The 22897-nt window shown below is 59.5% G+C and carries 26 protein-coding genes; 21 read left to right on the top strand and 5 right to left on the bottom strand.

Translation table 11 applies throughout. From position 1 onward, the window contains the following. The first annotated feature begins 38 nt into the window (after positions 1 to 38). Positions 39 to 1061 carry a heat-inducible transcriptional repressor HrcA gene (gene hrcA, locus AC07V8_RS14445; RefSeq protein ID WP_098494144.1) on the top strand — a complete coding sequence of 341 codons (1023 nt, stop codon included), beginning with the start codon at positions 39 to 41 and terminating at the stop codon, positions 1059 to 1061. A gap of 16 nt (positions 1062 to 1077) precedes the next feature. Then, positions 1078 to 1449, top strand: coding sequence for a TfoX/Sxy family protein (locus tag AC07V8_RS14440; protein WP_494678815.1), 372 nt, complete (start codon positions 1078 to 1080; stop codon positions 1447 to 1449). Between the two features lie 18 nt (positions 1450 to 1467). Here AC07V8_RS14440 and fur read toward each other — a convergent pair whose 3' ends face one another. Further along, on the bottom strand, positions 1468 to 1893 hold the full coding sequence (gene fur, locus AC07V8_RS14435) for a ferric iron uptake transcriptional regulator (protein WP_038493139.1): 426 nt from the start codon (positions 1891 to 1893) through the stop codon (positions 1468 to 1470). A gap of 74 nt (positions 1894 to 1967) precedes the next feature. On the opposite strand from fur, the gene AC07V8_RS14430 reads away from it, so the two are divergent. From AC07V8_RS14430 to bfr, 19 genes are all read left to right on the top strand, one after another. Next, positions 1968 to 2540, top strand: a complete 573-nt coding sequence (locus AC07V8_RS14430; RefSeq protein ID WP_494678814.1) for an outer membrane protein assembly factor BamE — start codon at positions 1968 to 1970, stop codon at positions 2538 to 2540. A gap of 105 nt (positions 2541 to 2645) precedes the next feature. Further along, complete coding sequence (gene dapB, locus AC07V8_RS14425) at positions 2646 to 3452, top strand: 4-hydroxy-tetrahydrodipicolinate reductase (RefSeq protein WP_494678813.1); 807 nt, start codon at positions 2646 to 2648, stop codon at positions 3450 to 3452. Between the two features lie 91 nt (positions 3453 to 3543). Further along, the gene (locus AC07V8_RS14420; RefSeq protein ID WP_098494148.1) at positions 3544 to 4236 is read left to right on the top strand and encodes a MotA/TolQ/ExbB proton channel family protein; all 693 of its coding nucleotides are present in this window, start codon (positions 3544 to 3546) and stop codon (positions 4234 to 4236) included. 58 nt (positions 4237 to 4294) lie between these two features. After that, a complete protein-coding gene (locus AC07V8_RS14415) occupies positions 4295 to 4726 on the top strand; it encodes an ExbD/TolR family protein (RefSeq protein ID WP_494678812.1) in 432 nt (143 codons plus the stop codon). Between the two features lie 312 nt (positions 4727 to 5038). Then, positions 5039 to 6577 carry a DUF535 family protein gene (locus AC07V8_RS14410; protein WP_494678811.1) on the top strand — a complete coding sequence of 513 codons (1539 nt, stop codon included), beginning with the start codon at positions 5039 to 5041 and terminating at the stop codon, positions 6575 to 6577. Positions 6578 to 6858: 281 nt separating this feature from the next. Next, positions 6859 to 9513 (top strand): leucine--tRNA ligase, encoded by a 2655-nt coding sequence (gene leuS, locus AC07V8_RS14405; RefSeq protein ID WP_494678810.1) that lies wholly within the window; start codon positions 6859 to 6861, stop codon positions 9511 to 9513. A gap of 59 nt (positions 9514 to 9572) precedes the next feature. After that, positions 9573 to 10193 (top strand): LPS-assembly lipoprotein LptE, encoded by a 621-nt coding sequence (locus tag AC07V8_RS14400; protein WP_494678809.1) that lies wholly within the window; start codon positions 9573 to 9575, stop codon positions 10191 to 10193. Positions 10194 to 10214: 21 nt separating this feature from the next. Further along, entirely contained in the window at positions 10215 to 11234 is a 1020-nt protein-coding gene (holA, locus tag AC07V8_RS14395; protein WP_494678808.1) for a DNA polymerase III subunit delta, read from the top strand. Between the two features lie 54 nt (positions 11235 to 11288). Then, complete coding sequence (locus AC07V8_RS14390) at positions 11289 to 12554, top strand: glutamate-5-semialdehyde dehydrogenase (RefSeq protein ID WP_494678807.1); 1266 nt, start codon at positions 11289 to 11291, stop codon at positions 12552 to 12554. 115 nt (positions 12555 to 12669) lie between these two features. Continuing rightward, positions 12670 to 13092, top strand: coding sequence for a CopD family protein (locus AC07V8_RS14385; protein WP_494678806.1), 423 nt, complete (start codon positions 12670 to 12672; stop codon positions 13090 to 13092). Between the two features lie 19 nt (positions 13093 to 13111). Beyond that, the gene (locus AC07V8_RS14380) at positions 13112 to 13714 is read left to right on the top strand and encodes a 2-hydroxychromene-2-carboxylate isomerase (RefSeq protein WP_494678805.1); all 603 of its coding nucleotides are present in this window, start codon (positions 13112 to 13114) and stop codon (positions 13712 to 13714) included. A 164-nt stretch (positions 13715 to 13878) separates the two neighbouring features. Continuing rightward, positions 13879 to 15114 (top strand): THUMP domain-containing class I SAM-dependent RNA methyltransferase, encoded by a 1236-nt coding sequence (locus AC07V8_RS14375; RefSeq protein ID WP_494678804.1) that lies wholly within the window; start codon positions 13879 to 13881, stop codon positions 15112 to 15114. 334 nt (positions 15115 to 15448) lie between these two features. Next, positions 15449 to 15646: a hemin uptake protein HemP gene (gene hemP, locus AC07V8_RS14370; protein WP_061946525.1), complete on the top strand. Its 198-nt coding sequence runs from the start codon at positions 15449 to 15451 to the stop codon at positions 15644 to 15646. An 88-nt stretch (positions 15647 to 15734) separates the two neighbouring features. Further along, positions 15735 to 16055 carry a hypothetical protein gene (locus AC07V8_RS14365; RefSeq protein ID WP_494678803.1) on the top strand — a complete coding sequence of 107 codons (321 nt, stop codon included), beginning with the start codon at positions 15735 to 15737 and terminating at the stop codon, positions 16053 to 16055. A gap of 92 nt (positions 16056 to 16147) precedes the next feature. Continuing rightward, positions 16148 to 16378, top strand: coding sequence for a (2Fe-2S)-binding protein (locus AC07V8_RS14360; RefSeq protein WP_494678802.1), 231 nt, complete (start codon positions 16148 to 16150; stop codon positions 16376 to 16378). 23 nt (positions 16379 to 16401) lie between these two features. Continuing rightward, positions 16402 to 17088 carry an energy transducer TonB gene (locus AC07V8_RS14355; protein WP_494678801.1) on the top strand — a complete coding sequence of 229 codons (687 nt, stop codon included), beginning with the start codon at positions 16402 to 16404 and terminating at the stop codon, positions 17086 to 17088. A gap of 67 nt (positions 17089 to 17155) precedes the next feature. Next, on the top strand, positions 17156 to 17893 hold the full coding sequence (locus tag AC07V8_RS14350) for a MotA/TolQ/ExbB proton channel family protein (RefSeq protein WP_494678800.1): 738 nt from the start codon (positions 17156 to 17158) through the stop codon (positions 17891 to 17893). Beyond that, a complete protein-coding gene (locus tag AC07V8_RS14345) occupies positions 17893 to 18309 on the top strand; it encodes an ExbD/TolR family protein (protein WP_494678899.1) in 417 nt (138 codons plus the stop codon). Before AC07V8_RS14350 ends, AC07V8_RS14345 begins: the two co-directional genes overlap by 1 nt. A 288-nt stretch (positions 18310 to 18597) precedes the next feature. Beyond that, on the top strand, positions 18598 to 19068 hold the full coding sequence (gene bfr, locus AC07V8_RS14340; protein WP_092415272.1) for a bacterioferritin: 471 nt from the start codon (positions 18598 to 18600) through the stop codon (positions 19066 to 19068). A gap of 59 nt (positions 19069 to 19127) precedes the next feature. Here bfr and AC07V8_RS14335 read toward each other — a convergent pair whose 3' ends face one another. From AC07V8_RS14335 to AC07V8_RS14320, 4 genes are all read right to left on the bottom strand, one after another. Then, on the bottom strand, positions 19128 to 19472 hold the full coding sequence (locus AC07V8_RS14335; RefSeq protein ID WP_494678799.1) for a DUF167 domain-containing protein: 345 nt from the start codon (positions 19470 to 19472) through the stop codon (positions 19128 to 19130). Next, entirely contained in the window at positions 19469 to 20011 is a 543-nt protein-coding gene (locus tag AC07V8_RS14330) for a YggT family protein (protein ID WP_494678798.1), read from the bottom strand. Before AC07V8_RS14330 ends, AC07V8_RS14335 begins: the two co-directional genes overlap by 4 nt. Before the next feature lie 346 nt (positions 20012 to 20357). Further along, a complete protein-coding gene (locus AC07V8_RS14325) occupies positions 20358 to 21110 on the bottom strand; it encodes a histone H1-like DNA-binding protein (RefSeq protein ID WP_494678797.1) in 753 nt (250 codons plus the stop codon). Between the two features lie 503 nt (positions 21111 to 21613). Beyond that, positions 21614 to 22798, bottom strand: a complete 1185-nt coding sequence (locus tag AC07V8_RS14320; RefSeq protein WP_494678796.1) for a ribonucleotide-diphosphate reductase subunit beta — start codon at positions 22796 to 22798, stop codon at positions 21614 to 21616. Positions 22799 to 22897: the final 99 nt, after the last annotated feature.

Here is a 22897-nt window from a genome sequence, read left to right as displayed (position 1 = left end):
CTGGCATGCAAGCACAGCGCTCGCTAAAATAGACCCATATGCAACTAGATAATCGCGCTCAAACCCTGCTCAAGGCCCTGGTCGAACGGTATATTGCCGACGGCCAGCCGGTCGGCTCGCGCGCCCTGTCCAAGATCTCGGGACTGGAGCTGTCGCCGGCGACCATCCGCAACATCATGGCCGACCTCGAGGAAATGGGCTTCGTCGCCAGTCCCCATACTTCTGCCGGACGGGTGCCGACGCCGCGCGGCTACCGCATGTTCGTCGATACCCTGCTGACGGTCGAGGCCATCGACGAGACCGCGCTCGAATCGAAAATGCAAAACAGCCTGCAGCCCAGCTCGCAGCAGAAAATCATCACCAATGCAGCGCAAGTGTTGTCATCCTTATCGCATTTTGCCGGCGTCGTGCTGAGTCCGCGACGCGAATCGATTTTCCAGCAGATCGAATTCCTGCGGCTGTCGGAAAAACGCATCCTGCTGGTGATCGTCAGCCCCAGCGGCGACGTCCAGAACCGCTTGCTGCTGACCGATGTCGACTACAGTCCGGCGAAACTGGTGCAGGCAGCCAACTATATCAACCAGCATTACGGCGGCCTCAGCCTGGACGACGTCCGCCTGCGCCTGCAAGGCGAATTGCGCAAGCTGCGCGACGACATGACCTGGCTGATGCAGGCCGCGGTGGAAGCCGGCAGCGATGCCATGACCGACAACAGCGACGAAGTGGTGATTTCCGGCGAACGCAATCTGCTCAGCGTGACCGACCTGTCGTCCAACATGGATTCCTTGCGCAAGCTGTTCGACATGTTCGAGCAAAAAACCGGCCTGATGCAGTTGCTCGATATTTCCGGCAAGGCCACCGGCGTGCAGATCTTCATCGGCGGCGAATCGCAGCTGGTGCCGATGGATGAGATGAGCGTGGTGACGGCGCCGTATGAAGTCAACGGCAAGATCGTCGGCACGCTGGGCGTGATCGGGCCGACGCGGATGGCTTATGAACGGGTGATCCCGATCGTGAATATCACCGCCAAGCTGCTGTCGAACGCCCTGAGCCACAGCTGACCCCAAGCGCCGCCGCATGTCGCGCAACGACGCCATCATCGACTATATCCGCGAGCTGCTGGAGCCGTTTGGCGCGATCAGCGCGCGCCGCATGTTCGGCGGTTACGGCATCTATCACGACAGCGTGATGATCGGCCTGGTCGCCGACGGCACCTTGTTTCTCAAGACCGATGAACAGACCCGGCCGCAGTTTGCCGCCGCCGGTTGCCGGCCTTTCGTTACCGAGAGCAAGGGGAAGGCGATTGAGATGAGCTACTGGTCGGCGCCGGAAGACGCCATGGATTCGGCCGACGCCATGACGCCGTGGGCGCGGCTGGCTTATGCGGCGGCAGTGCGCAAGGCTAACGCCAAGCCGGCGCCTAAGGCAGCCAAGACACGTACGCGCTGAGCGGCAGCAAACAAGGGATCAGGCCTTTTTCTTGCGGCAGTCGCGGCAATGGCCGTACAGGGCCAGCGCATGGTCGGCGATTTCAAAGCCATGTTCCTTGGCGACGATTTTCTGGCGCTTTTCAATTTCTTCGTCGTAAAACTCTTCGACCAGGCCGCAATCCAGGCAGACCAGATGGTCGTGGTGCGAGCCTTCGTTGAGTTCGAACACGGCCTTGCCGGTTTCAAAGTGGTTGCGTTGCAACAGGCCTGCTTGCTCAAATTGCGTCAGTACGCGGTACACAGTTGCCAGGCCGACATCAAGATTTTCGCTGAGCAAGATCTTGTAGACGTCTTCAGCGCTCAGGTGCCGCACTTCGCTGTTCTGGAAGATTTCCAGGATTTTCAGGCGTGGCAATGTGGCTTTGAGGCCGCTGGCTTTTAGTTCGGATGGATTGTTCGGCATGTTTTGGTCACAAATGGATGATCTGCTTTATCATATAGCGTTTTAGCACAGTTGCTCAATCAATTGAGATCCTTATGCGAATGTTGCTCTCCCCTGTCCGTACCTCCGCTTTGACCGCTAGCTTTGTCCTGATGGCCGCACTGGCCGGCTGCGCCTCGAAAAATCCCTTGCTGGACAGCCCTGCCGCAACTGCGCCGGGCGACGCTGCCACAGCGACTGCCGCCGCCGACACCAGCGGCGTGCAAACCATCAAGCATCGCCGCTTCCTCGGCGTTTTTTCCCCGTATCGTATAGATATACAACAGGGGAACTTCGTTTCCAAGGAAATGCTGGCCCAAGTTAAAGAAGGCATGACACGCGAACAAGTGCGTTTTGCGCTCGGCACGCCTTTGGTGACCGACATCTTCCACGATGACCGCTGGGACTATGTGTTCCGCCTGCAAAAGGGCAATGGCGAAGTCACCACCAGCCGGGTCAGCGCTTTCTTCAACGGCAACCTGCTGGCGCGCATAGAAGGCGGCAACCTGCCTACCGAGAACGACTACCTGGACCGGATCTCCGGCGGCGCGGCGGAAGCCAAGAAGAGCGTCAAGAATGTCGAAATCGCACCAACCGTGCCTAGCGCGCCTGCCCCTGCCAAAAACTAAGCGCGCATCGAGGGGAAGGCCGGCGTTGCCCTGCAGCCCACAGCTCTCCCCTCAGCCGGCCAAGTTCAAGCAATCAAGATCCACTGTTCAGATCGCCGAATTAACATGACTCAGATGAAAATAGCCGTTGCAGGCGCCTCCGGACGTATGGGACGCATGCTGGTCGAAGCAATCCAGAACGCCGACGACGCCATGCTGGTGGGCGCGCTTGGCGTGCCGGATGCGCCGGAACTGGGCAGCGATGCCGCCGCCTTCCTCGGCAAGCCTGCCGGCGTCCCGATCGAAGCCGACTTGGCCAAGGGCCTGGCGCACGCTGCCTACCTGATCGATTTCACCCGCCCCGAAGGCACGCTGAAGCATCTCGAATACTGCGCCGCCCACGGCATCAAGATGATTATCGGCACCACCGGCTTCGATGAAGCCGGCAAGGCGGCGATCGCGGCAGCGGCAAAAAAGACCGCCATCGTGTTCGCTCCCAACATGAGCGTCGGCGTCAATGTCACCATGAAGCTGCTGGAACTGGCCGCCAAGACCTTTTCCCATGGCTACGATATCGAAATCATCGAAGCGCACCATCGGCACAAGGTCGATGCGCCTTCCGGCACGGCGCTGATGATGGGTGAAGTGATCGCCGCGGCGCAAGGGCGCAAGCTGGACGATGTCGCGGTCTATGCCCGCGAAGGCGTCACCGGCGAACGCGATCCGTCCTCGATAGGCTTTGCCGCGATCCGCGGCGGCGATATCGTCGGCGACCATACGGTGCTGTTTGCCGGCATCGGCGAGCGCATCGAGATCACGCACAAGTCTTCCAGCCGCGTGACCTATGTGCACGGCAGCCTGCGCGCCGCCCGCTTCCTGAGCGACAAAAGCAGCGGCCTGTACGACATGCAAGACGTGCTGGGCTTGCGCTGATTTTCCGTGCCGGTCTGGCAGCTGCCAGGCCGGCTGCTGCACTGCTGTGATGCTGCCGCCGTCACGGCGCTAATCTTCTCGGATCGACGCCATGGATCAATCTCTCGGACTAGCCCGCTACTGGGCGCAAACTGACGCCATCTCCCACTCGGTTGCCTATGTGCTGGTAATCATGTCTGTGGTCAGCTGGTTTTATATCCTGTCGAAAGCCTGGAGTTCGTGGCGCATCCGCCGCAGCGCCGCCGCGCTCGACGATTTCTGGCAGGCGCCGACGCTGGAAGTGGCGATTGCCGGCATCAAGCCTTTCGATTCCGAAAACGTCTTTTCGCCGCTGGCCAGCCAGGCAGCCGACGCCGCCGCCATCAAACCGCCCGCCCCGGGCACTCCGGCGGCTTCCCTGAATGCCGCTTCCGATCCGGGCGAACTGATCACCCGCACCTTGCGCCGTGAAATCAATCGCGTTTCGTCGCGCCTGGAAAGCGGCCTGACCCTGCTGGCGTCGGTAGGCTCGACGGCGCCGTTCGTCGGCCTGTTCGGCACGGTCTGGGGCATTTACCATGCGCTGGAAGCGGTTTCGTCCAGCGGCACCATCCAGATCGACAAAGTCGCCGGTCCAGTGGGCGAAGCGCTGATCATGACCGCCCTCGGCCTGGTGGTGGCGATTCCGGCGGTGCTGGCGTATAACGCCTTTACCCGCGTCAACCGGATTACACTGTCGGAACTGGATGCATTTGCGCATGACCTGCATGCTTACCTGACTACCGGCAGCCGGGTCGGCAAATAATTCAACGCGGCCGGATAACGGCAATCCGACAATCCATTTAACCGATTCGAGGCAAATCATGGCTTTTGGCGGCTTCAACGATAACCAGAACCAGGCGCCGATGGCGGATATCAATATCACGCCTATGGTCGACGTCATGCTGGTGCTGCTGGTGATCTTCATCATCACCGCGCCGCTGTTCACCCACGCCATCAAGGTTGACCTGCCCAGCGCGCAGTCGGCGCCAGCGCCGGAAAAGCCCGAGACCATCTCGCTCTCCATAGACCGCAGCGGCAAGATGTTCTGGAATAACGACCAGGTGAGCGAAAACGAACTGGCCAACCGCATCGTGGCCTCGGCGCAGCAGCAGCCGCAGCCGGAACTGCAATTGCGCGCCGACAAGGATACCCGCTACGAAATCCTGGCGCAGGTGATGTCGCTGGCGCAAAACAACGGCCTGGCCAAGATCGGCTTTGTCACGGTGCCCTCCAAGAACGACGCCGCCAAGTAATCCCTCACTCCGCTTTACACACTGAGATCTGGCCGCCCGGCCAGAGTCCCCTCTGTATCTGTTTGTATCTGCCGCCAGCTGATTGCAGCCGCGCGCTTTGTCCTCGTGCCTGTCATCCCTAGCAATAATTTCCCGCTGGAAACCCAATAATTTGCTTTGAATAGCGCCGGATAGCACTTTTACATGTAACATCATATTTTCATTTGTATCTTTATATATCAACAAACTACAATAACAAATGATAGTAACGAATAATTTCAATCTGACAATTATTTCCGCATTGCCTCGCCACCTTTCTGATCGCCCAAGCATATGACACTGTCCTCTTACAATCACTTGCTAGGGACGACCGGCCATTCCGGATTCATCGGCCTGCCCTTGCTGCTGGCGCTGACGATTGCCGAGTGGGGCGTGTATCTGGTGCCGACCAGCCTGCTGGCCCTGTGGATCAGCGGCGGCAAAGAAACCCGCATCACTTCCCTCAAGGCGGTAGTGACCATGGCGGCGGCCGTACTGGCCAGCAAAGCCGTTGCGCTGCTGTGGGCCGCTACGCAACCGACGGTAGAAGACGGCGGTTATACCTACCAGCCCCAGGGCGAGCATTACCTGAGCCCAAGCGTCACGATTGCCATCATCCTGGCCACCGGCCTGACGCTCTGGACCGCACGGGCCATCAAGATCAAATGGGTCGGCGTGCTGCTGGTAGTGCTGTCGCTCGCCGTCAGCTGGGCCAAGGTCTTTCTCGGCATGCACTATCCGCTGGATATCTTCGGCGCCGGCCTGGTCTCGCTGGCCATGATGCTGGCCATGAATTCGAAGTACGGCAAGATGGCCAGCGACGGCGCCGTCAGATTCATCAACAGCCGCCTGCGAAGCCTGGCATTGCTGTCGGAGCTGTCGCACTTTTTCTCAATCCCGGCGACGCCGCACAAGCCTGGCCATCGCCATGGCCGGCAACGCGTTACCTTGCTTAGCTGCCTGCAGCACTCGCCGCGCGGCTTGTCCTACTACGCCAAACAGATCAAGCTGAGCGCCCGCACGCTGCTGCACTACCGCCAAACCCGGCGCTGGCTAGCCTACTGGAACGCATCGCCGATGCACGCCAGCCTGGCGCAGGCGACGCCGCGGCTGCTGCAGAAAATCTACCGGCCATATCAATCGTTGCGCCTGCGCAGCGAAGAAAGGATGGATCTTCTGGTAAGCCATTACAACTTTATTTTCCGGCAAGACCTTGCCGCCCTGGTGCTGCAAGCGGCAAAATCGCCGCTGCTGCTGGGCAGCTTCAGCGGCAAGTCCGGGGTCGTCTACGAGATCCGGCTGTCGGCGATCGCCACGCTGGACCGGGAAGGCGAACTGGCGCTGGATTTGTGCTGCGACCAAAAGCGCCTGTTCTCGGTTGCCTTTACCTTCCATGGCAGCGAACTGCGCCCGGCCATCGGCATCGGTTGCCTGCAAGGGCCACGCGGCGACGACGCCCAGGAACGCGTGCGCCACGCCACCCGCGACATGTTCGGCATGCGGCCTAAGGGCTTGATGGTGCGCCTGGTCAGGGAAATCGGCCGCGCCTATGGCTGCCGGCAGCTGATCCTGGTGGGAAACCAGAATCGGGTGATGTTCCATCAGGTGCGCGCCGGCCAGGTTTTTGCCGATTATGATGATTTTTGGCAAGAAATTGGCGCAGTGCGCCGCGCCGACGGCGAGTACCAGCTCTGCTGCGACGACATTCCGTCGCCTAACCTGCAGGAAATCCCTTCCCACAAGCGCTCGGAAGCGCGCAAGCGCATCGATCTGACGGAACGCGCGGTACAGGCCGCATTAGGCGGCTTTTCCGGTAAATTCGAGCGCGCCTAGAGCCTCGTGTTCCAGCCACCGGCGTCAAGCGTTGCGTGACGCCACGCGTCCCATGCGCTAAAGCGGCATCCGAACCAGTATAATCATCGGTTCGGGGTCGATGAGGCAATGTTTCGCGGATCGTGAAATACTGCCCCAGCCCAGCAAGTTCCCATTCCGAACCGCACCAATAACGATCAGAAGCGCCCCGCTCGTCCCGGCCTGCATTTCCGCCGACGGCATGGCTGCTGCTGGCGCCGTTTGCGGTGCGGGCGGATAACATTCACTTTTTAGCTCCCGTCATGCAAGAAAAATATAGTTCAACCGACGTCGAAAAATCAGCACAAGACTATTGGCAATCCATAGACGCCTACAAGGCTGTCGAGCATGCCAAGGACAAGAACGGCCAGGATAAAAAGAAGTTCTACGCCTGCTCCATGCTGCCTTACCCATCGGGCAAGCTGCACATGGGCCATGTGCGCAACTACACCATCAACGACGTCATGTACCGCTACCTGCGGATGAACGGCTACAACGTGCTGATGCCGATGGGCTGGGACGCTTTCGGCATGCCGGCGGAAAACGCCGCCATGGCCAACGGCGTGCCGCCGGCGCAATGGACCTATGCCAACATCGCGCACATGAAAAAGCAGTTGCAGGCGATGGGCCTGGCGATCGACTGGTCGCGCGAAATGACCGCCTGCACGCCGGAATACTATAAGTGGAACCAGTGGATGTTCCTGAAGATGCTGGAGCAAGGCATCATCTACAAGAAGACCGGCACCGTGAACTGGGATCCAATCGACCAGACCGTGCTGGCCAACGAGCAGGTGGTCGACGGCCGCGGCTGGCGTTCCGGCGCGCTGATCGAAAAGCGCGAAATCCCGATGTACTACGCCAAGATCACCGATTACGCCGAAGAGTTGCTGGAACACGTGGAAACCAAGCTGCCAGGCTGGCCGGAACGGGTGCGCCTGATGCAGGCCAACTGGATTGGCAAGTCGACCGGGGTGCGCTTCGCCTTTCCCCACAAGATCGAAGAAGACGGCAAGCTGATCCAGGACGGCAAGCTGTGGGTATTCACCACCCGCGCCGACACCATCAAGGGCGTGACTTTCTGCGCGGTGGCGCCGGAACATGCGCTGGCGACCTTCGCCGCCAAGAGCAATCCGGAGCTGGCTGAATTCATCGCCGAATGCAAAAAAGGCAGCGTCATCGAAGCCGACATGGCGACCATGGAAAAGAAAGGCATGCCGACCGGCTTGCACGTGTCGCATCCGCTGACCGGCCAGCTGATCGAAGTCTGGGTCGGCAACTACGTCCTGATCACCTACGGCGACGGCGCCGTGATGGGCGTGCCGGCGCACGACGAGCGCGACTTCGCCTTCGCCCAGAAATATGTATTGCCGATCCGTCCGGTGATCGCGGTGGCAGGCAAGACCTACTCCGATGAAAGCTGGCACGAATGGTATGGCGACAAGGAAAACGGCGTCTGCGTCGATTCCGGCAAGTACGACGGCCTCAACTACCAGCAGGCAGTCGATGCGGTGGCAGCCGACCTGGCGGCGCACGGCCTGGGTGAAAAGAAGATCACCTACCGCCTGCGCGACTGGGGCATCTCGCGCCAGCGTTACTGGGGCACGCCGATCCCGATCATCCACTGCGGCGAATGCGGCGACGTGCCGGTGCCGGAAAAAGACCTGCCGGTGATCCTGCCGGAAGACTGCGTGCCGGACGGCAGCGGCAATCCGCTCAACAAGCATGAAAAATTCCTGCACGTCGACTGCCCCAAATGCGGCAAGCCGGCGCGCCGCGAAACCGACACCATGGACACCTTCGTCGATTCGTCCTGGTATTACATGCGCTATTGCTCGCCCTATCGTAAGGACGGCAACGACACCATGGTCGATTCCCGCAACGATTACTGGATGCCGATGGACCAGTATATCGGCGGCATCGAGCACGCCGTGCTGCATCTGCTGTACGCGCGCTTCTGGACCAAGGTCATGCGCGATTTCGGCCTGATCAAGTTCGACGAGCCGTTCACCAACCTGCTGACGCAAGGCATGGTGCTGAACGAAACCTATTTCCGCGAAGACGCCAGCGGCAAGAAGACCTGGCACAATCCGGAAGACGTCGACCTGACCTTCGACGACAAGGGGCGGCCGCTGACGGCGATCCTGAAATCGGACGGCCAGCCGGTGGAGATCGGCGGCACCGAGAAGATGTCGAAGTCGAAAAACAACGGCATCGATCCGCAAGCCCAGATCGACCAGTACGGCGCCGACACCGCGCGCCTGTTCACCATGTTTGCCTCGCCGCCGGAACAGACCCTGGAGTGGTCGGGCACCGGCGTCGAAGGCGCCAACCGTTTCCTGCGCCGGGTGTGGGCCTTCAGCTATGCACGTGCCGCCAGCATCACGCCTGGCGTCGCCGCCGATTTCGCCAGCCTCAACGATGTCCAGAAAACCTTGCGCCGCGAAGTCCACAAGATCCTGCAGCAGGCTGACCACGACCTCAAGCGCATCCAGTACAACACGGTGGTTTCAGCCTGCATGAAAATGCTGAACACGCTGGAAGCGGCCAAGCTCGACCAGTCGCCGGCCAGCAATGCGGTCCTGACCGAAGGCTTGTCGATTTTCCTGCGCGTGCTCAATCCGGTTGCGCCGCACATCACCCACACCTTGTGGCAAGAGCTCGGCTTTGCCGCGGTATACGGCGACCTGCTCGACGCCAGCTGGCCGGAAGTCGACGCCAAGGCGCTGGAGCAGAGCGAGATCGAATTGATGATCCAGGTGAACGGCAAGCTGCGCGGCAGCATCACCGTCGCCAAGGATGCCGACAAGGCCAGCATCGAGGCGGCGGCGCTGGCCAACGAGAATGTGCAGAAATATCTCGAAGGCGCGCCCAAGAAAATCATCGTGGTGCCTGGAAAACTGGTCAACATCGTCGCCTAGGCGAATGCCGGGGCCGGATCTGCGGATCCGGCCCGAATCTTGAAACAAGGAATGCCTGAATGTCGAATAGAATGCCTCTCAGAATGCCCGCTTCCCGCAACTGGCTGCGCTGGCCTGCCGTGCTGCTGATCACGGCAATGTTGAGCGCCTGCGGATTTCACCTGCGCGGCTCGGCGAACCTGCCCTTCAGTTCGCTGTACATGACTTTCGCTCCTACGTCTCCCCTGGGGATCGAGCTGAAGCGCAATATCGTCGCCAGCGGCAATACCAAGGTGCTGTCGAAACCGGAAGGCGCCGAAGCCACGCTGGGCGTGCTCAGCGAGACCCGCGAGAAAGTCATCCTGACTACCAACAGTTCCGGCCGTCCAAGCGAGTACATGCTGTACTACCGCCTGACTTTCCATGTCACCGACGCGCAAAACAAGGAATTGCTGGCGCCGACGCTGATCACGCTGAAACGCGACATCAGCTACAACTCGTCGCAGGAATTGTCCAAGGACGCCGAAGAAGTGCTGCTCTACCGCGACATGCAATCCGACATGGTGCAGCAGATCCTGCGCCGCCTGGCCGCCATCAAGACGGCGCAGCCGACGCAGCCTGAAGCGGCACCAAAAGCGGCGCCGGCAGCGACGCCGGAGGTAGCGCCTGCAGCTGCTCCAACCGCCGCGCCGGCCAAATAATCAGTGCAAAGGTAAAAGTGCATGCAATTGCGGTTTGACGCGCTCGACGGCCACCTGGGGAAAACCCTGGCTCCCCTGTATGTGATCACCAGCGACGAGCATCTGCTGGCGCTGGAGGCCTCCGACAAGATACGTAAAAGCGCGCGCAGCCACGGCTGCAGCGAGCGCGACGTGCTGGTGGTCGACCGCAGCTTCAAATGGGGCGAGCTGCTGGCCGCCAACCAGTCGCAATCGCTGTTCGGCGATAAAAAGCTGATCGAATTGCGCATCCCCGGCGGCAAGCCGGGCAAAGATGGCGGCCAAGCCTTGCAAAGCTACACCGCCACGCTGAATCCGGACAATGTCACCATCATCAGCCTGCCCAAACTCGACTGGGCGACGCAAAAGGCGGCCTGGGTCGCCAGCCTGCAACAGGCCGCGGTATACATTGATATCCCGCTGGTCGAGCGGGCGCAGCTGCCGAACTGGATCGGCGTCCGCCTGGCGGCGCAGCAGCAAAGCGCGGACCGCCAGTCGCTGGATTTCATCGCCGACCGGGTCGAGGGCAACCTGCTGGCGGCGCACCAGGAGATCCAGAAGCTGGCATTGCTGCATCCGCCCGGCAAGCTCAGCTTCGAACAATGCCACGATGCAGTCCTCAACGTCGCGCGCTATGATGTCTTCAAGCTCAATGAAGCGATGCTGGTGGGCGATACCGCCCGCCTGGTGCGCATGATGGACGGTTTGAAAGGTGAAGGCGAAGCCCTGCCGCTGGTGCTGTGGGCGGTTTCCGAGGAAATCCGCACCTTGCTGAAATTGAAATCGGCCGCCGCCCAGGGGCGTCCTATCCCGGCGCTGCTGAAGGAATATCGCATCTGGGGGCCGCGCGAACGCTTGATGGAGCCGGCACTGCGGCGCTTGAGCCTGGCGACGCTGGAAGCGGCGTTGAAAGATGCGGCGCAGGTCGACAAGATGGTCAAGGGCTTGCGCGCCAAGGCGTTCAGCGGCGATGCCTGGGATGCACTGCTGCAATTGGGCTTGAAAATTGCGCAGAGCAGTTGAGCAAAGCAGTTGAACCAGATCCAAGAATGACAAAGAAGCTAAGAACATAGGCATATGGACATCCAACAATACATGACTGCAGTCGGACAACGCGCCCGCGCCGCATCGCGCGCCATGGCGCGTGCCGACACCGCCGTGAAAAACCGTGCGCTGACCCTGATTGCCGCTGCCATCCGCCGCGATGCCGAACTGCTGCGCGCCGCCAATCAGGCCGATCTGGCGGCCGCCCGCGCCAACGGCCTGGCGCCCGCCATGCTGGACCGGCTGACGCTGTCGGACCAGGCCATCGACACCATGATCGCCGGACTCGAACAGATTGTCTCCTTGCCCGATCCGATCGGCGAAATGTCGGACATGAAGTACCGTCCCAGCGGCATCCAGGTCGGCCAGATGCGGGTGCCGCTGGGCGTCATCGGCATCATCTACGAAGCGCGTCCGAACGTCACGGTAGATGCCGCCGGCCTGTGCATCAAGAGCGGCAACGCCACCATCCTGCGCGGCGGCTCGGAAGCCCATCATTGCAACCAGGCGCTGGCCAGGCTGGTGCAGGAAGGCCTGGCTGGCGCAGGCCTGCCGCCGGATGCGGTGCAGGTGGTCGACACCACCGACCGCGCCGCCGTCGGCGCCCTGATCACCATGCCGCAGTATGTCGACGTCATCGTGCCGCGCGGCGGCAAGGGCTTGATCGCCCGCCTGATCGAAGAAACCACGGTGCCGATGATCAAGCACCTGGACGGCATCTGCCACGTCTACATCGACGACCAGGCGGACCTGGCGAAGGCGGCGGACATCGCCTTCAACGCCAAGTGCCATCGCTACGGCACCTGCAACACCATGGAAACCTTGCTGGTGGCGCGCAGCATCGCGCCGCAGATCCTGCCGCGACTGGCCATTCTGTACCAAGGCAAGCAAGTCGAATTGCGCGCTGACGCCGAGGCGCAGGCCATCCTGCAAGGCTATCCGCAACTGAGCGCGGCCACGGAAGAAGACTGGCGCACCGAATACCTGGCAGCGATCCTGGCGGTGAAGATCGTCGCCGATGTCGATGAAGCCATAGCCCATATCAACACCTACTCGTCGCAGCATACCGACAGCATCGTCACCGAGAATCACTCGCGGGCAATGCGCTTCCTGCGCGAAGTCGATTCCGCCTCGGTGATGATCAATGCCTCGACCCGCTTTGCCGACGGTTTCGAATTCGGCCTGGGCGCCGAAATCGGCATCTCCAACGACAAGCTGCATGCGCGCGGACCGGTCGGCCTCGATGGCCTGACTTCGCTAAAATACGTCGTGTTTGGACATGGTGAAGTGCGCCAGTAGTTGTTAAGACAAGTCCGCGCAAGCACGAAAGGCACGAAAAAACCTTGTTTTGTTTTCGTGCCTTTCCTGTTTTCACGGATCGCCCGACCATCAATGGTAAAAAAGGAAATCGCCCATGCTCTGGATCAAATCGCTGCATATCGTCTTCATCGCCTCCTGGTTTGCCGGCTTGTTTTACCTGCCGCGCATCCTGGTCAACCTGGCGCAGGAAACCAATCCGGCCGCCACGCAGCGGCTGCTGCTGATGGCGCGCAAGCTGTATCGCTTCACGACGATCCTGTCGTTCCCGGCGGTGTTGTTCGGCGCCTGGATGTGGCTGGGCTACGGCATCGGCAAAGGCCCCGGCAACGGCTGGATGCACGCGAAATTATTCCTGGTCATCCTGGTGATCGGCTACCACCATGCCTGCGGCAGCCTGCTGAAGAAGTTTGAAAAAGGCGCGAATACGCGCAGCCATGTGTGGTTGCGCTACTTCAACGAAGTGCCGGTTCTGCTATTGCTGGCCATTGTGATCCTGGTTGTTGTCAAACCGTTCTAACGCTACCCGAGGCCCTGTCATGAGCAAGCTTTGTGAATATTATTTCGCGCCGCATTCGCCTTTCGCCTATCTGGGCCACGCCCGCCTGGTAGCGCTGGCCAAGCAATACAATGTCAAAATCGCATTGAAGCCCTGCGACTTGTCCAAGGTGTTCAACACTTCCGGCGGATTGCCGCTGGCCAAGCGGGCGCCTCAGCGCCAAGCCTACCGCCTGGAAGAGCTGCGGCGCTGGAGCGAATATCTGCAGATTCCTTTGAATCTGCAGCCGACTTTCTTCCCGGTGCAGAGCGACAATGCGGCAAAACTGATCATCGCCACCCAGCTGGCGCATGGAACGGACGCAGCACTGGCGCTGACCGGGGCTATAATGCGGGCAGTCTGGGCGGAACAGCGCAATATTGCCGACGAGGCCACGCTGGCGGCCATCGCCTCGGAACTTGGCCACGATGGCAAGACCTTGCTGAAATCGGCGGAAACCGCCAGCGTGCAGAGCGAGTTCGACCGTTTTACCGACGAAGCGATTTCCGCCAGTATCTTCGGCGCGCCCTGGTATGTGGTCGATGGCGAAGCATTCTGGGGCCAGGACCGGTTGGACTTCGTCGAGCGCGCGTTCGCCAGATAAATTGTTTTGTAGGGTGGGCACATCGTGCACACGCGTGAACTCACTTCACGTACACACCTGTTTCGATGCCGTATTGGCCCGCACTCCGGTGATGACGGTCACGCGTGGGCACGATGTGCCCACCCTACGCAAAATTGTAATACCAACGGATAAAAGGTCCTCCCATGTCACACACATCTACCGATAAGCACTCCTATTTTTGCCCCTGCCCGCGTGGCCTGGAAGCCGCGCTGGCGGAAGAGCTGGAGGAAATCGCCCAGTTCAGCGCCCCTGCGGTCACGCTCAAGGTGCATACCCAGGTGCCCGGCGGCGTGCATTGCTCCGGCTTGCTGAGCGACGCCTGGCGCATCAACCTGCATTCGCGTATCGCCAGCCGTGTGCTGCTGCGCCTGACGCACGGCGCCTACAAGAATGAAAACGATATCTATGACATGACGCTGGAACAGGAATGGGAAAGCTGGTTCCCCGTCAGCCATACCATCCGGGTCGACGTCACCGCCGTCAAATCACCCCTGCGCAGCTTGCAGTTCACCACGCTCAAAATCAAGGACGGCATCTGCGACCGCTTCCGCGATCTGTGCAACGAACGGCCATCGGTCGATACCGGCACGCCGGACATGCGCATCGTCGGCTTCCTCGATGCGCACAATTTCACGCTCTACCTCGATACGTCCGGCGAAGCCTTGTTCAAGCGCGGCTGGCGCGCCGAAACCGGCGATGCGCCGCTGCGCGAAAACCTCGCCGCCGGCCTGCTGCGTACTTCCGGCTGGAAGCCTGGCACGGTATTGTTCGACCCGATGTGCGGCTCCGGCACCATCCTGATCGAGGCGGCCCAGATCCTGGCCGGCATTCCGGCCGGCGCCCGCCGCCGCTTCGCGTTCGAGAAATTCAACGATTTCGAAAGCGAAAAATGGCTGGCCATCAAAGGCAGCTTCAAGCCTCATCCCCTGCCGACCACGCCGACCATTTTCGGCAGCGACATTTCGGGCGACATGGTGCAGATCGCGCTCAACAACCTGCGCAACGCCGGCATCCTGTTCGACGTGCCGGTCAAACAGATCGAGGCGCAGGAAGTCAAGCCGCCTAGCGATGCCGAAGGCGGCATCATGCTGACCAACCCGCCGTATGGCGAGCGGATCGGCGTGCGCGGCGACAGCACCCTGAGCAGCGACGACCTGCTGACCGCCTTCTTCACCGCCTTCAGCACCACGCTCAAGCAACGCTTTGCCGGCTGGAGCATCTTCCTGTTCTCGGCCGACCTCGGCCTGCCCAAGCTGCTGCGCCTGAAAGAAGCGCGCAAGACGCCGTTCTTCAACGGCGCCCTGGAATGCCGCCTGTTCCGCTTCGACATGGTGGCCGGCTTCAACCGGCGCGAAGCGGCCAAGCCCAAGGCTGAATGAGATTGATCCCTGCCTAGGCGGCCCCACCTGGTTAGCAATTCATCATCAAACAAGCGCAATCTTTGCGCTTGTTTCACATCCAGCCTGCCCCTTTTCTGCGAGCAGCAAATTCCCCGCCTCGCCAGAAACTGCCCGATCCTGCTGCCGCCAGCCGATTTCACCCGCTCCGCACAGCAGCATTTCCGCTGCGCATCACGGCCAGCTCTTGCGCCGTATTGCCGGTCAAACATCATTCTGTAGCGCAGCGGCACGCCGCGCTAAAAGCACTTGCATTCCCTGCGCAAGTAGCGAATAATACAAATACGAATTGTTCGCATTTACAGAAAGGACTATTATGAGCCACTCGATACGACGCGAAGCACATCTTGAAAAAGCCCCTGTGTCCAGCATCACGAAGTCCGTTGCATCTGCAGTCACGCGAATCAAGAGCCAGGATCTGTTCAAGCAAATGCGCGAGCTTGAAATCGATCACGGCGGCAGAATTTATAAACTCAGGCTCACCCAGCTGAACAAGTTGATCCTGACTGCTTAAGCAGCTCAACAGGCAGTTTTATCCGCCATAACTTGTGAAGCCCGCCTGCATCATACGGAAGCCAGCCAGTCACTATAGGAGTTACTTGATGGTCTCTGAGAAAATCAATCCGGCTTTCGTGGAGCCCAACGGCGCGCCGGCGCAGCCGGAACTGCTGGTCTCGGCGGTGCTGCACCTGATGTCGCAGTACACGACGAACAGCCAGGAAGCCAGCGCGTGCGTCAAGCTGGCCTCGGTAATCGAGCGGCATTTGAAGGCGCTGGCCGATCTGCCGAACCTGGCGCCGGTGCTGCGCGCTACTTGCCTGCAGTTGTCGGAACAATGGGGCACGGTGGTGGAAAGCACCATGCCGGCGCCGGAAAAATACAACCTGTTCAGCAGGTTGGTCGCCGCAAACCGCTTGTGTTAGAGAAATATCGATAAACCATAAGGCCGCGATGACCTCTTTGTCGGCCGACTTTTATTTTTAATCTGCCTCTCACTATGGCAGTAGGATGCAAAATGATTGTTTGTGTATGCAACAACGTCTCTGATAGAAAGATCCGCCAGGCGGTGGATTCGGGCATGTCTTCCATGGCCGAGCTGCGCGAAAACCTGGGGATTGCCACCTGCTGCGGCAAGTGCCATACCTGCGCCAAAAGCGTATTGCGCGAGTGCCTGGATAACAAGGCGCCTGTAGCCCTTCGTCACGTTCACGCCATGGTGTTCCAGCAAAACATACAAGCCGCTTAATGCCGGATGGGATGAGCGCAGCCATGTCGTCAGCAGCAATCAGTTACCCTGCGCTTGCATGGAAAAAAGTCAGACGCATCGGTCCCCTTGGGACGATCCTGCTGCTCCACGTCGCCTTCTTCTGGGCGCTGGAAAGTGGCCTGATTCACCAGGCTGCGCAAGCGATGCCCAAGGAAATCTTCGCCAGCTTCATCACGCCGGAAAAGGCTCCTGAGCCTACGCCGCCCAAGCCGCAGCCGGCCGCGCCGAAGACCGTCGCCGTAGTAAAGAAAAGCATCACGCCTCCGCGCCCTGCGCCGGTTGTCAACAACACCCCCTCTGAAACCGCGATTTCCGTCCCAGCAGCACCGCCGCAACCATCGCAGCACGAAGAAGCCCCGGCCGCACCGGCGCCAGCTCAGGCGGCAGTCGCAGCACCGGCGCAGCCGCGCACCATTACCTCCGGGGTGGAATACATCCAGCCGCCCGACGTCAAGTATCCGGCGATTTCCAAGCGCATGGGTGAAGAAGGCAAGGCGGTCATCCGCGTCCTGATCAATGACAAGGGCCGCGCGGAGCGGGTCGAGGTGCAGAAATCGTCCGGTTCCGACAGGCTCGACGATGCAGCCAAGCAAGCCGTGATGCGCGCCTTGTTCAAGCCCTATATGGAAGACGGCAAGGCGTTGCCGGTATTCGCCATCGTGCCCATCAATTTTCAGTTATCCAATTAATCAAAGGCCCTGCCTGGCGCAGGGCCGATGCAGCCGCACTTACATCACAGATACAAGGGAGTTCATCATGGAAGCAAGTCCATACGGATTAGAGGCGCTCTGGGGCCAGGGCGATTTCGTCATTAAAGGCGTGGCGGTGCTGCTGGTCGCGATGTCGATCGCATCGTGGTACGTGATACTGACCAAGGCGTTGCAGATCCTGCGCTTCCAGCGCGCCGCGCATGCCGCCGGCCACCAGTTCTGGGATACCACCAGCTTGCCGGAAGGGATCGCCACGCTGGGCACCGAGAATCCGTTTGCCGAAGTAGCGCAGGCCGGCGTATCTTCGATGCGGCATCACGCCGCGCACAAAGGCCATTTGCACGACCAGCTGTCAGTCAGCGACTGGGTCACGCTGTCGCTGCGCCAGGCGATCGACGAAGTCTCCGGCAAGCTGCAGACCGGCATGGCGGTGCTGGCCTCGGTTGGTTCGACCGCGCCGTTCGTCGGCCTGTTCGGCACCGTCTGGGGCATTTATCACGCGCTGGTGTCGATCGGCACTTCCGGCCAGGCCAGCATCGACAAGGTTGCCGGTCCGGTCGGCGAAGCGCTGATCATGACCGCGCTCGGACTGGCGGTGGCGATTCCGGCGACCTTCGGCTATAACGCCCTGGTGCGCGGCAACAAGACGATTATCGCCAAACTGAACAAGTTCGGCTTCGACCTGCATGCGCTGTTTGTCACCGGTTCCCGCTCCAGCAGCGAAGTGGACAACCACAGCGGTTCAGGCAATGGCGCCAAGCTGGTCGCCGTGAAAGGCGCATGATGGGCATGGGTTCCCTGTCCGATTCGGACGACGATTTCAATCCGGAGATCAACACCACGCCGCTGGTGGACGTGATGCTGGTGCTGCTGATCATCTTCATCATGACCATCCCGGTGATGAACCACGCGGTGAAGATCGACCTGCCGCGCGCCACCAACCAGCCGGACCAGGTCAAGCCGGAAAGCATCAATCTGTCGATAGCCGCCGACGGCAAGCTGTTCTGGAACGAAGAAGCGGTTGACCGCAATGAACTGGCTGCGCGGATTGCGGCAGCGGCGCAAAAGCAGCCGCAGCCGGAGCTGCATTTGCGCGCGGCGCGCACCGTGCAGTATGAAAAAGTCGCCCAGGTGATGGCCGCTGCCCAGTCCGGCGGCCTCGGGAAAATCGGTTTCGTTACCGAACCCGACGCCAAGTAGGCCGGCCCTGCCCGGCTGCCTGTACCCGATAGAGCCTGCCATGGTTTCATGCGCAGGCTCTATTTACATGGGCCGCTGGCGAGAACCTGCTGACAATCAGGTAGATGCACAAATCACAATGAAAATGATTCGCGCTATCTCATGGTGAAAAAGCTTTTTGCTTGCGCTATCATGGCTGCGATTTCGGTTGAATTTCGGTTAAACACCGCTCCGATCGCGTGAGAAGCCGGCATAAATCCCCCCTGTTATCGCCGCTCCACTCTGCCCCAACACCATAGCGAGGTTCCCATGCAAGGCGAAAAACAAATCATCACGCTGCTCAATGCGCAGCTGACCAACGAACTGACAGCGATCAACCAGTACTTCCTGCACGCCCGCATGTACAAGCACTGGGGCCTGGAAAAGCTCGGCAAGAAAGAATACGAAGAATCGATCGGCGAAATGAAGCACGCCGACAAGCTGATCGACCGCATCCTGATGCTGAACGGCCTGCCGAACCTGCAGGCGCTGCACAAGCTGATGATAGGCGAGTCGACGCCGGAGATGCTGCAATGCGACCTGAAGCTGGAGCAAGGCGCCCAGAAGACCGTCAAGGAAGGCATCGCCGCTTGCGAAAAGGCCGGCGATTATGTGTCGCGCGAATTGTTCGTTGAAATCCTGGAAGACACCGAAGAGCATATCGACTGGCTGGAAACCCAGCTCGACCTGATCGACAAGGTCGGCCTGCAAAACTATCTGCAAAGCCAGATGGACGCCTAAAATACTTGCAGCAAATGCAAAACGGCTTCCGACACAGCGTCGGGAGCCGTTTTTTTTGTCTACGGTGCCGCGGCCAGCAAGCTGCGCACCACGGCAGCCACCGTCAGTTGCGGTCCGGTCAGCTCGACCAGCTTTTTCTTGCTGGTCTGGCCGTGGGTGATGTTGATGCGGCTACGCGGCAGGTCCAGCAGCTCCGCCAGGAAACGGATCAGGGCTTCATTCGCCTTGCCTTCAATCGGCTGCGCCTGCAGGCGCAGCTTGAGCACGTCTTCCAGCGGACCGATTACCTGGCTTTTCTTGGCATTCGGCGTCACCTGCAGCGCCAGGCGCACGCCGCCGGCCATCGGCGAGCACCAGGCAGCATCCTGCCCGGCAGGCGTGCCAGCGCCGGCGCTGCGGCTCATGCCACTATCGAAATCAGATAAATCACCAGCTGATGCACCACCCTCAAGAGTATCAGTGCCGCCAGCGGCGACAGATCGACGCTGCCGACCAGCGGGATAATCCGGCGCAAGGGACGCAGCAGCGGTTCATTCAGGGCCCGCACGAACGGCGCCAGCGGCGCATGCGGATTCACCCAGCTGAAAACCGCTTCGATGATCAGCAATGCAATCAAGCCGTAGAAGACCCACTGGAAAAACAGCAATGCCGACAGACTGAAGATCAGGGAGGCATTGAACGCCGAGCGTACGCCCAGTTCCAGCAGGATGCAGGCGACAGCCACCAGCACCGCGCCGATCAGGCTGGCCCAGTCGTAGCCGCCGACTCCCGGCAGCAGCCGGCGCAACGGCTTTACCGCCCAGTCAGACAGCGTAAAGATGAATTGCGCAAGCTGCTGCGGAGGGCGCACGCGCACCGCCTGAATCCAGAAGCGCAGCAACAGGACGCCGCCGAGGACGCTGGCGATGGTTTCGATAATCAAGCTAAAGATATTCTGCAACACGACGTGTTTCCTTTTCCAGATGATGCAATGATTTTGACTTGCCGGCGGCAGCGCGGGCTGGACCACCCAGCCAATATACTAGAACTCATTTGATAAATCTTGGCGATGTGCGTTCTCCGGAACGGTGGAAGCAGGAGAGATAGTTTGCAATCGGGAAGAAAGAATGCCGCGGCTCAGGAGGAAGAATACTTGCTATGGCGGCCCCGGTCGCGATCGTGGCTTGCTGAAGACCAAACGGGTCCTCAATACTTGCGCGCACCCGCAAAAATAAAAACCCGCTGGACAGCGCTAGGCTGTGCAGCGGGCGATGCATCCGGGTTTAATCAGATGCGCTGGCAAACCCTGATTACGGGCGTGTGCCAGTTGGGAATGGCCAAGCTGCTGCCGGGTTCAGCACCGTTGTTGCTGCTGCTGGCGCTGCTGCCGGCTTGGCTGCTGGCTTCTTGGCTGCAGGTTTCGCTGCGGCCTTTTTAACAGCTGGCTTAGCTGCAGCTGGTTTCGCTGCTGCTTTAGCTACCGGCTTTTTTGCTGCTGGCTTAGCCGCGACTTTCTTAACTGCCGGCTTTTTGGCCGCTGGTTTCGCTGCTGCTTTAGCTACCGGTTTTGCTGCTGCTTTCTTAGCTACTGGCTTTTTGGCCGCGACAGCTTTCTTGGCAACCGGCTTCTTGGCTGCTGGCTTTGCTGCTGCTTTCTTAGCTACTGGCTTTTTGGCCGCGACAGCTTTCTTGGCAACTGGCTTCTTAGCTGCTGGTTTTGCTGCTGCTTTCTTGGCTACTGGCTTTTTGGCCGCGACAGCTTTCTTAGCAACTGGCTTCTTGGCCGCTGCTGGTTTTGCTGCTGCTTTCTTAGCTACTGGCTTTTTGGCCGCGACAGCTTTCTTAGCAACTGGCTTCTTAGCTGCTGGTTTTGCTGCTGCTTTCGCTGCAGGCTTGGCTGCTGCTTTCTTAGCTACTGGCTTTTTGGCCGCGACAGCTTTCTTAGCAACTGGTTTCTTAGCTGCTGGTTTTGCTGCTGCCTTAGCTGCTACTGGCTTCTTAGCCGGAGCTGCCTTCTTCGCAGCGGGTTTCTTCGCTGCGGCTTTCTTTGTTGCTGTTGCCATTTTGTTTCTCCTTCACGTGATGGAAAAAATCAAGCTCCAAGTTGGAAACCCGACGAACCCATCGCGATGGGAACGGCGGATTATTCATCGGCGCAATCAACTCTGCTTGCGCTAATGAATTCGGCACCAGCTGAACTGCTCCATCCCCTCATTGATGCAGCACTTCAGCCATTATCGGCTAGGGTCTTTTCGCCAGTTCCAAGACTGGGGAGAAGATCTTCGCAACACCTGTCGGCGGCGATCCCTAACCAAAAAAACGCCAGCGGCTAGGCCGGCGTCGGAATTCTGTTACAAAAATTTTTAGATTTTTCCAAAGAAAACGCCGCCAAACCCGATTGAATCGGGGTAAGCGGCGACAACAGATAAGTACGTTTCTGTCTTTGGTTGTTCATTAAGTTTGGAAATCACCTTTCAGTTTGCAGACTTTTTTATGTACTAAGCGCTGCAGGTCTCCTCACCTCATCCATCCACTGCTATTAATTCTTGTCCGAGATCTGAAGCCTTTATTCCCAGTTCAGTGCACCGCCGGTTTGATATTCGATTACGCGAGTCTCAAAAAAGTTGCGTTCTTTTTTCAGATCGATCATCTCACTCATCCAGGGGAAGGGATTTTCTTCCTGAGGGAACATCGGGTCCAGTCCGATCTGTTGCGCGCGGCGATTTGCGATGAACCGCAAATACCCTTTGAACATTGGCGCATTCAAACCGAGCACTCCACGCGGCATTGTATCCTCTGCGTAGCGATATTCCAACTCCACTGCGCTTAAAAACAACGCTTTAATTTCATCGCGGAATTCGGGCGTCCACAAATGCGGGTTTTCCATCTTGATCGTGTTGATCAAATCGATCCCGAAATTGCAGTGCATCGACTCGTCGCGCAGAATGTATTGATACTGCTCGGCGGCGCCCATCATCTTGTTCTGGCGGCCCAGCGCAAGGATCTGCGTGAAGCCGACGTAGAAGAAAAGGCCTTCCATGATGCAGGCAAACACGATCAGCGAGCGCAGCAGTTTCTGATCGTTTTCAGTAGTGCCGGTCTTGAACTCAGGATCGGTCAGCGTATTGATGAAGGGGATCAGGAACTCGTCTTTGTCGCGGATCGATTTGACTTCGTGGTAGGCGTTGAAGATTTCCGCCTCGTCCAGGCCCAGCGATTCCACGATGTACTGGTAGGCATGCGTGTGGATCGCTTCTTCAAACGCCTGGCGCAGCAGGTACTGGCGGCATTCCGGCGCAGTGATGTGGCGGTAGGTGCCAAGCACGATATTGTTGGCCGCCAGCGAGTCGGCGGTGACGAAGAATCCCAGGTTGCGCTTGACCAGACGGCGTTCGTCTTCGGTCAGGCCGTTCGGATTCTTCCACAGCTCGATATCGCGCTGCATGTTGATTTCCTGCGGCATCCAGTGGTTGGCGCAGCCGGCCAGGTACTTGTCCCAAGCCCATTTGTACTTGAACGGCACCAGCTGGTTGACGTCGGTGTGGCCGTTGATGATGCGCTTGTCGGCTGCATTGACGCGATGCGTGGTGTCGACCGCAGGCGCTGCGGCGGCAGTTGCATATCCTTCCATCAATGACGGCTTGAAAGCGGTATCGGACATTTGCGGGCGGCCCGAGGGGATAAACCCTGGCTGCGCCGGCGGGGTACGAGGAGCGGGCGCCGAACTTTTTTCTTCATCCCAGGAGAGCATTCTTTATTCCTTTATCTTTGTAGGGTGGGCACCCGTGCCCACGCGTGACGTCAAATCCGTCACCAGGTTTGTTTCGGTAACGCGTGGGCAAAAAACTTG

This window comes from Collimonas sp. GW821-FHT02H07, assembly GCF_059421505.1.
Note: the sequence above shows the minus strand (reverse complement) of the source record. Positions and strands in the feature narration are given on the sequence as shown.

What these genes read in the sequence shown, in the direction of transcription:
- hrcA (WP_098494144.1), top strand. Translation starts at nt 39, where the DNA reads ATGCAACTAGATAATCGCGCTCAAACCCTGCTCAAGGCCCTGGTCGAA.
- AC07V8_RS14440 (WP_494678815.1), top strand. Translation starts at nt 1,078, where the DNA reads ATGTCGCGCAACGACGCCATCATCGACTATATCCGCGAGCTGCTGGAG.
- fur (WP_038493139.1), bottom strand. Translation starts at nt 1,893, where the DNA reads ATGCCGAACAATCCATCCGAACTAAAAGCCAGCGGCCTCAAAGCCACA.
- AC07V8_RS14430 (WP_494678814.1), top strand. Translation starts at nt 1,968, where the DNA reads ATGCGAATGTTGCTCTCCCCTGTCCGTACCTCCGCTTTGACCGCTAGC.
- dapB (WP_494678813.1), top strand. Translation starts at nt 2,646, where the DNA reads ATGACTCAGATGAAAATAGCCGTTGCAGGCGCCTCCGGACGTATGGGA.
- AC07V8_RS14420 (WP_098494148.1), top strand. Translation starts at nt 3,544, where the DNA reads ATGGATCAATCTCTCGGACTAGCCCGCTACTGGGCGCAAACTGACGCC.
- AC07V8_RS14415 (WP_494678812.1), top strand. Translation starts at nt 4,295, where the DNA reads ATGGCTTTTGGCGGCTTCAACGATAACCAGAACCAGGCGCCGATGGCG.
- AC07V8_RS14410 (WP_494678811.1), top strand. Translation starts at nt 5,039, where the DNA reads ATGACACTGTCCTCTTACAATCACTTGCTAGGGACGACCGGCCATTCC.
- leuS (WP_494678810.1), top strand. Translation starts at nt 6,859, where the DNA reads ATGCAAGAAAAATATAGTTCAACCGACGTCGAAAAATCAGCACAAGAC.
- AC07V8_RS14400 (WP_494678809.1), top strand. Translation starts at nt 9,573, where the DNA reads ATGTCGAATAGAATGCCTCTCAGAATGCCCGCTTCCCGCAACTGGCTG.
- holA (WP_494678808.1), top strand. Translation starts at nt 10,215, where the DNA reads ATGCAATTGCGGTTTGACGCGCTCGACGGCCACCTGGGGAAAACCCTG.
- AC07V8_RS14390 (WP_494678807.1), top strand. Translation starts at nt 11,289, where the DNA reads ATGGACATCCAACAATACATGACTGCAGTCGGACAACGCGCCCGCGCC.
- AC07V8_RS14385 (WP_494678806.1), top strand. Translation starts at nt 12,670, where the DNA reads ATGCTCTGGATCAAATCGCTGCATATCGTCTTCATCGCCTCCTGGTTT.
- AC07V8_RS14380 (WP_494678805.1), top strand. Translation starts at nt 13,112, where the DNA reads ATGAGCAAGCTTTGTGAATATTATTTCGCGCCGCATTCGCCTTTCGCC.
- AC07V8_RS14375 (WP_494678804.1), top strand. Translation starts at nt 13,879, where the DNA reads ATGTCACACACATCTACCGATAAGCACTCCTATTTTTGCCCCTGCCCG.
- hemP (WP_061946525.1), top strand. Translation starts at nt 15,449, where the DNA reads ATGAGCCACTCGATACGACGCGAAGCACATCTTGAAAAAGCCCCTGTG.
- AC07V8_RS14365 (WP_494678803.1), top strand. Translation starts at nt 15,735, where the DNA reads ATGGTCTCTGAGAAAATCAATCCGGCTTTCGTGGAGCCCAACGGCGCG.
- AC07V8_RS14360 (WP_494678802.1), top strand. Translation starts at nt 16,148, where the DNA reads ATGATTGTTTGTGTATGCAACAACGTCTCTGATAGAAAGATCCGCCAG.
- AC07V8_RS14355 (WP_494678801.1), top strand. Translation starts at nt 16,402, where the DNA reads ATGTCGTCAGCAGCAATCAGTTACCCTGCGCTTGCATGGAAAAAAGTC.
- AC07V8_RS14350 (WP_494678800.1), top strand. Translation starts at nt 17,156, where the DNA reads ATGGAAGCAAGTCCATACGGATTAGAGGCGCTCTGGGGCCAGGGCGAT.
- AC07V8_RS14345 (WP_494678899.1), top strand. Translation starts at nt 17,893, where the DNA reads ATGGGCATGGGTTCCCTGTCCGATTCGGACGACGATTTCAATCCGGAG.
- bfr (WP_092415272.1), top strand. Translation starts at nt 18,598, where the DNA reads ATGCAAGGCGAAAAACAAATCATCACGCTGCTCAATGCGCAGCTGACC.
- AC07V8_RS14335 (WP_494678799.1), bottom strand. Translation starts at nt 19,472, where the DNA reads ATGAGCCGCAGCGCCGGCGCTGGCACGCCTGCCGGGCAGGATGCTGCC.
- AC07V8_RS14325 (WP_494678797.1), bottom strand. Translation starts at nt 21,110, where the DNA reads ATGGCAACAGCAACAAAGAAAGCCGCAGCGAAGAAACCCGCTGCGAAG.
- AC07V8_RS14320 (WP_494678796.1), bottom strand. Translation starts at nt 22,798, where the DNA reads ATGCTCTCCTGGGATGAAGAAAAAAGTTCGGCGCCCGCTCCTCGTACC.